Source organism: Bacillus sp. 95MFCvi2.1 (genome assembly GCF_000374965.1).
Lineage (GTDB): Bacteria > Bacillota > Bacilli > Bacillales > Bacillaceae_G > Bacillus_A > Bacillus_A pseudomycoides.
In genome coordinates this window covers 12660-25644 of sequence record NZ_KB895695.1, presented here as the reverse complement: position 1 = coordinate 25644, position 12985 = coordinate 12660, and the positions used below count along the sequence as shown (strand labels likewise).

Below are 12985 nucleotides of genomic sequence, written 5' to 3'. Positions count from 1 at the left end.
TCCCAAAATACATAACAAAAGTATACATTCAAAATACTGTAAATAAAGAGGTCAGTTGCAAGGAATACTCAATCATAGTACACCATAAATCACACTTAAACATATCGGAATCAATAAAGAAGGGAAAGATAATATACTTGATACATTTCAAATCTAGCAATATAAAACTAAAAGGGACTCTTACCTACGAGTCCCTTTTAGTTTTGATAATTAAACTCCACTAATTTGTATTAAGCCCTCATTCATTAACTATATAATTCACCTTCCTAATTCTTAATTATCAAGAAGATAAATCACAAGAAAAAGAAGCTAACAATTTATTGTTAGCTTCTTAACTCATGGAAAAAATGGTGTTTTTACCCACATCCTACTATCTAGATTGTGATTTAACGCTTGTAAGATGAGCATCAAACATATCAATTATTTCAAGAAATCTATCAGCTTCACGGAAAACATGGTCTGCTAATAGTGGATGAATGATACTCTTTATTTTACATTGCTCAATTAAATCACGTGCCGTTTTCTTAAAATCCCGAAGAGATGTGACTGACACACGATTTTGATCCAAAAATTGATCTAAAAGAGGAACTGTTTGAGATTGTGGTTTCATAGATTCTAAGTCAATTGCTTGATACATCAATTCATCAAAATCATTGCTAAAATTCCGGGCTATATCTACAAGCTTTCTTTCCGATGGATCAAGAAGATGACCAATAAATTTAGCATGGTCTGCCATAATCCTTAAAAAGAAAACATTTTCTTTAATAATAGCATCAGGAAGAGCATCCAATCTACCTTCATTTAATTCAATTAAGCGTTTTCTAAAATAATCAGCTTCCCTACTTGTATGGTCAACTAACAGTGGAAAATTATTTTGTCCTGGCAATTTACATGTGAGAATTAATCCTAGAATTTTTCGTTTAAATCCAAAAATATTAGTTGCAGCTTGTTGTACTTCTGAATTAAATCTCTTTATTTGCTCAGGATCTGTTTGATTTGTATAAGAATATGCAATTTGTTCGATGTGTTCAAACAATCGGTAAAATTGATTAGCCTCTTGGATTAATTGAGTATCCTCACATCTAAACCCCAATCGAAGAAATAGAGAATGCTCTTTCATGATTCTAGACCAAAAACGGATTTCATTTAATGATCGTTCAACAAACATTACAGACGTAACACCCGTATCAGGATGTAATGAGGTTTCATCCCTATTCATTCTCAATCCCCCCCAGTAAATACTACGCTAGTTCTATTCTTATGAATAAATATAGATAAAAATACCATCAATAAAAGTTCATTATGACTATAAAAATAAGATTATTTTTTCTATTCATCACAACATAAATAATGATAAATCTCGTATACATGTGGAAATTAACATAACCTATCATTATCGGTGGCCAAAAAAAGCTCACTCCTTGTCCATCAAGATAAACTTTATAAACTTATATGCTTAAAATCAGAATTAATACCTATTTGCGTACTATTGAGTATTAAGAATAATTAAGTAGTTTAAAGTACATATTATTACTGTTATAAGTCAAAAGGAGGTCATTATCATGAACAAACAACGAGCACAAGAGATTACATCTTCACCGGTTATGGCTAATGTAACCTATAATGGAGTTCCGATTTATATTCAAAATGTAGATGAAAATAATGAAACAGCTAGAATTTACCCCCTTAATGAGCCTCAAAATGAGCAGGAAATTCCTTTATCCAACTTAATAGAACATTAAACAAACAATAATTTTTAATACAAACACTACTCAGAGTGATGTTTGTTAGGGACAGCTCATACAATTGCTTGTCCCTATTTTACAAATGAAATATTCAACCTCAAAATCTAAAATACTTCTGAATAATACGTTGGGATAAGTGTAATTTTATTGAACTTGTCAATTAGTTGTTAAATCCCATAGTTACTAGAATATTGTTAATCTATGTTTCTAGTGAAATATTTTTACACTGGAAACAAATTCCATGCGCATAGGACTAGAGTCAAAACAAAATAATTTAAAAACGTAGAGTAGGATTTCCTTAAATGACATAGAAATTATATAAAGTGACAAAAAGGGGTGATTTCCTCAACAACACCAACCATTTCAAGCAAATCCCCTTCAGTTTCCCCGTAGATTGGTTTTTTCTTGCAACAAAAATCAAAAAGCAAATTTCATTTTACACGAAACATAATTTTCACAATAAATTGAATCAACTATAAAAAATGAAATTGGGAGGAGTACGATGACGCAACTCGATTCTTTGCACCCAATTGTAGAAAAGATAATCAATAATATTGAAAAAGTGATTGTCGGAAAGCGAAAGGAAATCATTCTTACCTTAGCGGCTCTCTTAACCGAAGGCCATGTACTATTAGAAGATGTTCCAGGTGTCGGGAAAACTATGATGGTACAGGCCCTTGCAAAATCCATAGATGCAGATTTCAAACGGATTCAATTCACTCCTGATTTACTGCCATCAGATGTAACAGGTGTTTCTATTTATAATCCGAAAGAATATCAATTTGAATTTATGGCAGGACCTATTATAGGAAATATCGTGCTTGCTGATGAAATTAACCGTACATCACCGAAAACACAGTCAGCCTTGCTTGAAAGTATGGAGGAAGGCAATTTAACAGTAGATGGTATAACAAGACCTTTACCAAAACCATTTTTTGTAATTGCTACACAAAATCCAATTGAGTATGAAGGAACGTATCCTTTACCAGAGGCTCAGCTCGACCGTTTCTTACTAAAACTAAAAATGGGCTATCCCACACCAGAAGAAGAATTTGAAATTTTAAATCGGACAGAAAAGACAAAGCCTATCTCTCATTTACAAGCCGTTATTACAATAGAAGAATTACTACACTTACAACAAAACGTACGGGCAATCTATACGGACAAGGCCATCAAACACTACATCGTAAAAATCGTTAATCAAACCCGATCTTATAATTCCGTACAGCTAGGGGCTAGCCCCCGTGGCTCCATTGCTTTGATGAAGGCTGCACAAGCTTATGCGCTCATAAATGGCAGGGATTTTGTCATTCCAGATGATGTTAAATGTTTAGCTCCATATGTTTTAGCCCATAGACTCATTTTAAAAATAGAGACGAAATTTGAAGGGATAACACCAGAAAGCGTTATCATAAAAATTATCGCCCGGACTCCAGTTCCGGCTCAAAAGGCGAAAAACTCCTAATGAAACAGCTACTACGAAATGGTCGTCACGCCGGGAAGTTATCATTGCTTGCTTTATTCATCGCTTTAACATTTGTATACACCATGTTACAAGGAGAATTTGTAAGCTGGTTTCTATTTTACACTTTTATTCCCTTCGGTCTTTACTCATTATTGTTACCCTTTTGTGCCTTGTGGAACGCCGAGGTGAAGCGCATAACAAATCAAAAGGAGTTCACAGCAGGACAGCAGTTCTTATGCACTATTACAATAAAACGAAAAATCCCCTTCCCCTTGCTTTATTTAATTGTAGAAGAAGTGCTACCCCTGGAATTCAAAACTCGCAAACAATCAAAAAATGCAAAAGTGTTATTATTTTCAGGATTCAAGCGAAATATTTCATATCAATATGTAATCGACGCAATCCCAAGAGGAGAACACACCTTTTCGAGTGTGCGTGTAAAAACTGGTGATGTATTCGGGATTATCGAAAAAGAGACAATCTTTTCAGTTCCCGATAGATTTTTAGTTTATCCCCAATATGTAGACATAACTTATAGACAATTAGAAAACGATTTCGAACAAGGAACACTCTCCTCAAATGTGAATGTAGCAAGAGATGCAACAGTCTCATCTGGCGTCAGAGACTATAAACCTGGTGACCGTTTTTCATGGATCGATTGGAAGGCAACTGCTCGAAAAAACAAGATTATGACGAAAGAGTTTGAACAACAACGAAGTCATGATGCCGTGATTTTCATGGACAGAACCCCCTCTCCCCTGTTCGAATTGGTTGTTACGTTTACAGCTTCTCTCGTGAGGTCTATCCTAAAACAAGATTCACAAGCATCATTTATATCCGCCGGAAAAGAACAAACCGTTCTTCCTTTACGTCATGGTGAGACACAATTACAACAAATTTTTCACCATTTAGCAAAAGTACAAGCAGACAATATGTTTCCGCTCTCCCAAACTGTAGAAATAGAGTTAAAGAAAATCTATCAACCAGTAACATTCGTACTTGTAACAAGTAATCTTTCTCCCGATATTCAAAAAGTTGCTGACAGTATATCACTGAAAAGCAGTAAGCTAATGATATTTGTCGTCAAGGAAAAAGTACATCAATTCTCAAAATTGGAACTAAGCCTACTCGAAACGCTAAGAAAACAAAAAGTATTCGTGAAAGCAGTTTATGAGAATCATTATACAAATGTATTTTTTGAGGTGAACAAATGACCATATTACCTTTAAATAATAAATGGGATATCAGTAGTTTCCTAATGCATTTATTTGGTTTTCTCATTTTATTAGAATGGTTGCGACCACTTATAGAAATTACAGACATGGTGAGATTGAACCTCTTTACAGGATTTATAGGAATTTGCTTCATTCTCTCTTTTTTTCAAACGCGATTCCAAATTTCGATAAAGATTGTAGTCATCTTATTTATGATTCATTCGGTAGATTATAAGGGACCTTTTATTCATCCTGCTTGGTTGGTAGAATTCTTATCTGATTTTTTTCACAATATCCGCCTTCTCTTTCAAGCAAATTGGTGGGATCTTTCCAAATCTTTTCAGACCTTTTTATTTTTTTTAGTTCTTTGGTTTTCGTGCTTCCTCACCCTTTATTGGCTGATTCACCAAAAACGCGGACTCTTATTTCTTACGTTAACCGTTATTTATATTACAATTTTTGATATATTCGGCTTATATGACATGAACAAGGCGATTATTCGTACAATTATAACGGGTCTTTTCATGCTCAGCCTTCTCCAGATTGAACGTATAAAAACGTTCGAGAACTTACAAAAGCATACCAAATCCACACCGCAATTGCTCATCCCAATTGCGGTATCTATTATATTTACGATAACTATTGGATATTTCGCTCCCAAACCCGGTCCTCAATTATCCAATATTGATACTTTCTTCAGATTCGATACACCTTCAGCAAATAAAGAGACAACAATCAACAAAGTTGGTTACGGTATGGATGACTCTCAATTAGGCGGTCCTTTTAAATGGGACAACACAGTTGTTTTCACAGCGCAAATGCAAAATAGTCAATATTGGAGAGTTGAAACAAAAGACTTTTATACCGGAAAGGGTTGGGAAATTTCTGATAACCCGAAAAAAATTTCTTTTAAGAATAAAAACAACGTATTGAGTTGGTATGAACGGAATACAAAAACGGAAACTGCCGAAGCAATTATCACCATGCAAAAAGACTCACCTCACCTTATTTATCCCGCGGGATTAGTATCGGTTGAAGCTGCTTCAGATGTATCATTCCGTGCAGATCCCTTTTCGGAAAAAATCGATATGATGAAAGAAGGCTCTTCTACTACCTTAAATAAATATAAGGTGACTTATAAGACTCCTCATTTTTCTATCGAAAACTTAAAAGCTGTAAAAGCGGCTGAGGGTCTAGAGGCAAGCTCTTATTTCATAGAAAAATATACTCAATTACCCGACTCATTACCAAAGAGGGTAAAAGACTTAGCGATAAATCTTACAAAAGATAAAAACAATCGATACGATCAAGTATTAGCTGTTGAAAGCTACTTCGCAAATAATTCTTTTGTATATGAAACAGAACATGTTAAGGTTCCTGGAAAGGATCAAGATTATGCAGATCAATTTATATTTGATACAAAAAGTGGATACTGCAATAATTTTTCCACGTCTATGATTGTTTTACTTCGCTCTATTGGGATTCCGGCACGCTGGGTAAAGGGCTATACCGGGGGCACTCTTGAAAACAAAGTAACGAATTCAGATTATGAGAATATTTACACAATCGATAATAACAATGCACACTCTTGGGTTGAAGTATATTTTCCAGGATACGGATGGGTCCCGTTCGAACCAACAAAGGGTTTCAGCAATCCATATAACTTTACACATGACGCTTCTGCTCCAACTGCCACTTCACCAAATAGCGAAACTACGATACCTAGCAACGAACAAACTCCACAGCGAAATGCAGAAACAAAACAAAAAAATTTAATAGAAGATACCGAAGTCCTCTCTAACGGAAAGATTATGGATTCCAAAAAAGGATTTTCATGGGGATACTTGTTCCTTTGTATCATATCAATTAGCATAACTGGCTATGCCCTCTTTACTACTAGAATAAAGTGGTTCGCATTTTTTATCATTCTCTCCTATAAATACCGAAAAGGAGATGATGTTTATGCAAAAGCTTATGATGCACTTTTAAAACAACTGGAAAGAACCGGCATCTCACGCAACGAAAGCCAAACATTGAGAGAATATGCAATCCATGTAGATAACCTTTACAATTCGACTGATATGCAAAAACTCACTCTTAGTTATGAAAATGTTATTTATCAAAACCATCCTGCTACATCGGAATGGAGCAAGTCCATACAATTATGGGAAAAACTCATGAAAAAAGCAACCTCTCCACCCAAGTCGAATGAATTTGATACGTTCATTTAATTGAGTAAGGCGATTTCTATAATTAGAACAAAACCTTTTATTAATTTATCAGATTTGTAATCATAATAGTCTCATGATCATGTGTTTTAGATAGTCCTTACGAATAATTAGATTCCTACTTCAAATTTAATTCAACTTTGAAATCCTTGATATCAGTAGTATCAAGAATTTCAGTTCTTAGTAAAAATAATCAATATTCTCAATACATTTACAGACACACAAAAGCGCGGTTCCTGATTACTCAGAAACCGCGTCACATTAATGTTTATTGCGTTTTATTTTTAAAATATTAATAAAGAGACATATATTGATCGCGTTCCCATTGGTGAACTTGCGTGCGGAACAAAAATCAATAAAGATTTGTATCTATTAAGCTATGCATAAATGTTGTAGCACCAATGTTTAACGACAATTGTTTGTATATTGACTTTCGATAATATTCGTTTGCTTTTGAAATAAATATGGTCAAAATATGGTCATTAAACGGTCGACAAAACATAGCCTGCTTTTGCGGGCTTTTCTTCTCTATTTTCTTATTACGGATAAACTTTGATATGACAAGAAAGATATGTGGGCGAATTGTGGGTAAAAAACACCTAGCAAAAGTTTGCTTAAATTTGGCATTATGTTGCTTTTTTGTTTCCACAAAAGAGACAAATATTAATGAAGAAACTTGTGGACCTCGGCATGTTCCACCAGGTATCTATGAAAAGTAATTCTGATATGATGCAAACTGCTAATGCTATAGTAATTCGACCTATTGTGGAAGAAGTGTCCGACAAGGAATCTACTAAAAGTCCTACAAAGTGTCCTACCATTAAAACAACCCCTGTTTCCTTAAAACAAAATATAAAAGATATAAACAAACGTAATAGTAATGAGACTAGTAATACTACTGAAGAGAATATTCAACAAGCTGATTTTGTTGCTCACTGGGTTCCAGAACGTTTCGTTTCTTTAACTAGCTCTTTTTATTCTGAATCAAAAACAATTCAAGAACTGTGGAAGGTTGTAAGACAGTGTAATAGAGTTGTTAATTACACAACAGGTGATAAAGTATTTACTAAAGACCAGGAGCTTACTATTGGCTTAAAAGCTATTAAAGAGTTTGTTATGAAAGTGAAGTCTGGAATAAAAATGAAGTATGGTAAATTTGCTTATTTCAATGGGATTGTAAATAACTTAATGGACAAGTTCTACTTCTATAAAGAGTTTATGGGAGTATAAAAAAGCTCCCAATCGCTAAACGTTAGAGGTCGAATAAGGGTAAATTGGGAAGAAAAGCATGCAGAGGGAGGATTCCCTACAACCGTAATACATGTTATCATATTATTAAAATTCCTAAAATTTCCTTTAAGGACAAAAAAATGAACTTAGATTTATTTATTTATTTATTTTATGTTACAGTTCCATATGTTAGTCAATTACAACACTGTTAAGAAGGAGTATACATAATGAAAGCAACGAAACTCGTATCATTAGCAATACCTGTTCTATTATTAGTAGGTTGTGGGGTAGGAGATAAAGATTCTATCCCTAAGACTGAGGAAACTAGTAAAGCAATGTCGAAAACAGTAATATCTGAAAAACAGTATCCGTATTATATTTGTGAGCAACTGGTAGAGTTTCAATTCAAGAAGGATAAAATATTGTTAAAACTAGGAGAAGCTTCAAAAGATAATAAGAAATATAAAGATGTATTTAAAACAGCAAACAATATGGATGAAGCCTTAGACCGTATGGAGAACATAATAGTACCTGATAAATACAAAGACATTCATAAACTCGTACAAGAAGGGATAACAGATGCAAGAAAAGGAACAAAGTTAATAAAAGACGCTGATAAAGACGATGGACTGAAGATTCAAGAAGCTGTATTAAAAAGTTCTCCACATATGTCAGGTGTAGATGGAGAACAGTGGAGAGAAGCAATTTATAAGTTAAATCAGGAAACCAAAGATGCCTACGCCAAAGCACTTGATAAGAAAATGGAAGAACATACAAAGTAATAGAGTAACTTGTAATTATACATACAATCATTCAACTAATAAGGGGTAATAGAAATATGAAAGCAAAGAAACTAGTAACTTTAGCGATACCTATTATGTTATTGGCAGGTTGTGGTACCGATAAAACAGACGCAAAGCCAAAAGAAAAAATAGAGTCTAAGTCAGAAACTAAGGATAAGTTATCAAAAGAGCAGTATCCAGTTCGTATGACGAGTTTATCTTCTGAGTTAATGAATAAAATCTCTACTATAACTGAGATAGCAATGGATAAAACGAAAGACGAAAAGGATTTAGTAAAAGAGATAGTAAAAGAAGAGACTGAGTTACAAAAGATTATTTCTAAATTCGATAAGATAGAACCACCTAAAGGGTTTAAGGACTCTCATAAGGAAGTCTTAAAAGCGTTAGATTGTTATAGTAAAGCCTATGCATTACAAGTTGAAATTATAAAAGGCAAAGGAAAAGTTACAGATGAAGACAGAAACAAGTCTCAAAAGTCAATGGACTTAATAAAAGAAGGTAATGGTTATTGGAAAACTGGTTTCCAACCAATTGAAGACGCTACAGTAAAACAAGCAAACGCTCTTGGTTTCGATACAGGAGCAAAAACTGATACTCCTTCAACTTCTAAATCCGATGATGACAATGTGCAAATATCCGCAGACGGTAAAGAATTATTTGGTTCGTGGGGTAGTTACAAAGGTTCTGAGTTTCATAAAGGTTTAGACTTTAGAGAAGATAATTCATTCACGGCTTATGATGATACTGGTAAGTCTTCTTATGAAGACAACCATATGACAGGTACGTGGTTATATAATGCAGACAAGAAGCAAGTAACTATGATTCCTACTGAATTTGTTAAAGACGGTAAGAAGATAGATGCTAGACAAATGAATGCGGTAGTAGATTATACTGTTGAGTTTTTCAGAGCAGGTTCTTTAAGAATGGTAGATAGTAAAGGTAACAAAATAGAAGCAGAAAGACAGAAGTAAATATTGTGTAAAAAGGGGGTTATTTCATTAGTTATGATACAGTCGGATCGTTGCAACGTATGCAACAATTGGAACAAGCAGAAGCTGCAGCTGGAGAAAGATTAGTTCTAAAAAGAGCTAACACAACTTTAGATACATGGTTGGCAGTTATTGCAGTTATTTTATTCATTCCTACTTTCACTTTTTCTTTAGTAGCATTATTGATTTATTATTTCACAAAGGAATTTTTCGCTAAAACATGCTTAGTAAAAAATATAGCTACTGGTGAAAAATTTTATGTTGATAAACAAGAATTTAAGCAATACAAGAAGGATTTTAAAGCGAAGGAAAAACAAGTTAGAAAGATATCTGATTTGAAGTAAAAAAAGAAGAAGAACATCTTTTAGTGAGGGTAAATGTTCTTCTTTTACTGCAAATTCACTTAAATTTCTTTTGCTACAATGCCTCCACCGTTTCCATGCGCATTAGAAGGCGAACCACCACCGTCACCAATATTAACATAGTCAGGTCTTGCAGGAGCTCCGCCACCATCCCCCTTATTATCAGATATCGTATCAACTTTATTTAACGCTAAATCTGGCCTTACAGGTGCTCCTCCATCTCCTTTGTTTAATGTCGAAAATCCAGTTGTTATACATACCGCAAATGCACAACCTATTGTTGTTAAGAGGATTTTTTTTATCATCTTAATGCTCCTTTTTCCATTTGTTTTTTTCGGGCTTCTTTACCCATACGATAATACTCGACTGCTTTTTCATAGTTGTTGTCATTATAAAATTTATCAGCTAAACGATCTGTATATTCTTCAATGCAATCAAATAATTCTTCTTTTTCGAAATACGAAATTCCTGCAAAAACAGCCTTTTCCAATGCAGCTGTATTTGTATTCATTGCTTTTAAAATCATGAAACGATGTTGATACTCCTGATTTTCCAGTTGATCACAGATGTACAATCCTTTTTCTATTAATCCTTCAGCTTTTTCATATTCACCTATTTTCAAATTTTCATCCGATTCCAAATAAATTGCACGAAAATGATTTTGAGAGTGATTTGTAACTTCTGATAAATGACGAATTGCTAATTCTGATAAATTTTGATTTGCATACAGTAATCCTAAGTTATTTCGAACCATCAACACATATTTTTTATGATTAGCTTTTTGAAATACATCTAGTGCAGCATTAAATGTTTCTTCAGCTAATTCAAATTGTCTTAAATCGATACAACATAATCCAAACATATTTTCACATAAAGCAACATTAATCTCGCAATCTGGTTGCTTTATGAATTCTTCTTTTGCTTTTTTTATGCAATCAATCGCTGACATATGTTGATAAGACTGATTATAAAAATAGCCTAATCGATAATAAAATTCCGCCTGTTCCAACTTATTTGGAACATATTTCAAAAGATTTTCAGCTGTCTCAAATTGTTCTTTTGCTTCTTTATATTTTGTAACAAACATAAGATAAATGGCTTTGAAAAAGTGATAATAATATGCCAAGTATCCTTTGTTAGGAATTTCAAAAGATTCCACATTATTGAAGCTATCTTCTTTAATCGAAATCCAGTCAGTCAGCACATTATATCTGAAATTTAATAAGGCAAAATACAGTAATACATCTTCATCCAATTCTACATGATTAATATTATTGTCAATTTCTTCTTTTAGTTGCCTTGCTTTCTCCACTTGTTGCTTCAACATTGATTGATACCAAGTATCTAATAAGTGTTTGATTTGCTCTTTAGTTACTATATGTGCACTCATAACAAGCCCCCCCTATTTTCCTAAAATATTAACATAGTTCTACACATTATATATAAACTCCCTGTTTAAATTAATTGAAAAATAATTATCAGAAAATATTTTCCTAGGGAGGTAAACTAAAAAAAACGACTCAATTAAGAGCCGGCACTTTTTATGCTTATTATTTAATTTTTACATAATAAGGACTTGCTGTAATGTAGTACACATTACCTCTACTATTTTTCACTTTATATTGTGCGGATCCGTTTGCTGTTGCTTTATTAATAATAGTACATCCTAGTCCTGACTCTAAAGTACCGGCAACTTCTTTGGAGAATTCCCCCTATAGCTAGAGCCTAGCTAGGTAAACATACAAGAAAAACGAAATCATTTCGCATCTACTGTATTAAATATAATTTATAAGTAAAGGATTGTGATTATTCTTGAGCCTAAATAACGGAAAAAACTGTAACTCTGCTGCAATTCCTTGTCCTGTTCCTAGTTCGATTTCCGCTCCTTTCCCGGGTTCAGCGCCAGCTGCAATTCCACGCTTATTTTTTACTCCTTTGTCACCAAATCCACCTCCTATTCCCCTTCCGGAAAACACACTTAATATCCCGATTATGGAGTTCTTAGTTCCTGCCCAAGCAGTAGCAGGAGGAACAGCAAGAGTTCAGTTAGACTCAACAATCAGTACAGAAGTTTTTGTTGAGACAGAAGTAGTTGATCTTTTTTAAAATATAGATGCCATTACGTATCAGCTATTCCGTAATGATGTGCTGCTGACAGATACGATTGTATCTGGAAACTATGTAGGTGATCTTTCCGAGCCAAATTCGCTTTATACCTTTAACTCTACGTTTACATGGGTAGATTCCCCAAGTGATCCAGTACTCCCAACAGACCCTGTTCGTTATCGAGTTGTGGCAAATGTAGGTGAGTTTGGTGGATTGGCATTCATCGGAGCTCAAGTTAGAAATCGTGGATTTATCGGTGTGGTTTTTCCTACTGACCCTATTTAACACGAAAGGAATAAATAAAACCGACTCTGATTACAGAGCCGGTTTCTTTTGCGTTAGCGTACGTTAACATAGGAATTGCTTGCGGTGATGTAGAACGTGTTGCCTTTCGAATTGTGTACTTTGTATTGTGATGATCCATTGACAGTTACTTTTTCATCGATTTTAAACCCTAGTCCTGCATCTAAGGTACCAGCAACGTCTTTATCCTGCCAAGATGAAGAGTCATAGAAACGTAGTTTGTCCACTTTGGACACAATACGCTTTCCTGCAATCGGATTAACTGGCTCTTTCTTCTCAAACTTGATGTAAGAAGGATTGTTATATACCCATTGATTTCCTCCAAGATTTAACCAACCATCTTTTTCTCCCCACACTTGGTATGATTCTGGTTTATTTAACTGACGAATAACAGAGTAACTTGCACCTGCCCCTTTACGAAGAAAAACCCTCAACACGTTATGTGTCAAGGGTTTAAGCCTCTTAGTAAAGAGACATATATTGATCGCGTTCCCATTGGTGAACTTGCGTGCGGATCAAGCTTCACACCCTAATAACAAA

General features: G+C 34.2%; 12 protein-coding genes and 3 pseudogenes. 10 read left to right on the top strand and 5 right to left on the bottom strand.

What is annotated here, in order from left to right:
• Window positions 1-55: 55 nt before the first annotated feature.
• A pseudogene (locus C568_RS34180) lies at window positions 56-157 on the top strand (tyrosine-type recombinase/integrase); the annotation flags it as partial.
• 213 nt (window positions 158-370) lie between these two features.
• On the opposite strand, the gene C568_RS0110315 reads toward C568_RS34180, so the two are convergent.
• On the bottom strand, window positions 371-1219 hold the full coding sequence (locus C568_RS0110315) for a DUF2935 domain-containing protein (RefSeq protein ID WP_003199253.1): 849 nt from the start codon (window positions 1217-1219) through the stop codon (window positions 371-373).
• Window positions 1220-1562: 343 nt separating this feature from the next.
• Between C568_RS0110315 and C568_RS0110310 the strand changes: the two genes are divergently transcribed.
• The 8 genes and pseudogenes from C568_RS0110310 to C568_RS0110275 all read left to right on the top strand — a co-directional run bounded on the left by C568_RS0110310 (window position 1563) and on the right by C568_RS0110275 (window position 10018).
• Window positions 1563-1742, top strand: coding sequence for a small acid-soluble spore protein H (locus C568_RS0110310; protein WP_018781445.1), 180 nt, complete (start codon window positions 1563-1565; stop codon window positions 1740-1742).
• Between the two features lie 505 nt (window positions 1743-2247).
• The gene (locus C568_RS0110305; RefSeq protein WP_018781444.1) at window positions 2248-3210 is read left to right on the top strand and encodes an AAA family ATPase; all 963 of its coding nucleotides are present in this window, start codon (window positions 2248-2250) and stop codon (window positions 3208-3210) included.
• Complete coding sequence (locus C568_RS0110300; RefSeq protein ID WP_018781443.1) at window positions 3210-4424, top strand: DUF58 domain-containing protein; 1215 nt, start codon at window positions 3210-3212, stop codon at window positions 4422-4424. The genes C568_RS0110305 and C568_RS0110300 overlap by 1 nt, the downstream gene beginning before the upstream one ends.
• A complete protein-coding gene (locus C568_RS0110295) occupies window positions 4421-6655 on the top strand; it encodes a DUF4129 domain-containing transglutaminase family protein (RefSeq protein WP_018781442.1) in 2235 nt (744 codons plus the stop codon). Before C568_RS0110300 ends, C568_RS0110295 begins: the two co-directional genes overlap by 4 nt.
• Before the next feature lie 654 nt (window positions 6656-7309).
• A pseudogene (locus tag C568_RS31790) lies at window positions 7310-7882 on the top strand (helix-turn-helix domain-containing protein); the annotation flags it as partial.
• A gap of 227 nt (window positions 7883-8109) precedes the next feature.
• Window positions 8110-8664: a hypothetical protein gene (locus C568_RS0110285; RefSeq protein ID WP_003199265.1), complete on the top strand. Its 555-nt coding sequence runs from the start codon at window positions 8110-8112 to the stop codon at window positions 8662-8664.
• 56 nt (window positions 8665-8720) lie between these two features.
• Window positions 8721-9656: a DUF7018 domain-containing (lipo)protein gene (locus C568_RS0110280; protein WP_006095590.1), complete on the top strand. Its 936-nt coding sequence runs from the start codon at window positions 8721-8723 to the stop codon at window positions 9654-9656.
• Window positions 9657-9715: 59 nt separating this feature from the next.
• Window positions 9716-10018 carry a hypothetical protein gene (locus C568_RS0110275; protein ID WP_003199269.1) on the top strand — a complete coding sequence of 101 codons (303 nt, stop codon included), beginning with the start codon at window positions 9716-9718 and terminating at the stop codon, window positions 10016-10018.
• A gap of 59 nt (window positions 10019-10077) precedes the next feature.
• Here the strand turns inward: C568_RS0110275 and C568_RS0110270 are convergent, their stop codons facing one another.
• The 3 genes from C568_RS0110270 to C568_RS35305 form a co-directional block, all read right to left on the bottom strand.
• Entirely contained in the window at window positions 10078-10338 is a 261-nt protein-coding gene (locus C568_RS0110270; protein WP_029427132.1) for a hypothetical protein, read from the bottom strand.
• Entirely contained in the window at window positions 10338-11426 is a 1089-nt protein-coding gene (locus C568_RS0110265; RefSeq protein ID WP_003199272.1) for a response regulator aspartate phosphatase, read from the bottom strand. The genes C568_RS0110270 and C568_RS0110265 overlap by 1 nt, the downstream gene beginning before the upstream one ends.
• A 385-nt stretch (window positions 11427-11811) precedes the next feature.
• Window positions 11812-12012, bottom strand: a complete 201-nt coding sequence (locus C568_RS35305) for a hypothetical protein (protein WP_003199274.1) — start codon at window positions 12010-12012, stop codon at window positions 11812-11814.
• Between the two features lie 169 nt (window positions 12013-12181).
• Between C568_RS35305 and C568_RS0110250 the strand changes: the two genes are divergently transcribed.
• Window positions 12182-12427, top strand: a complete 246-nt coding sequence (locus C568_RS0110250; protein ID WP_003199277.1) for a hypothetical protein — start codon at window positions 12182-12184, stop codon at window positions 12425-12427.
• A gap of 53 nt (window positions 12428-12480) precedes the next feature.
• Here the strand turns inward: C568_RS0110250 and C568_RS36100 are convergent.
• Window positions 12481-12873: pseudogene (locus tag C568_RS36100) on the bottom strand (N-acetylmuramoyl-L-alanine amidase); the annotation flags it as partial.
• Window positions 12874-12985: the final 112 nt, after the last annotated feature.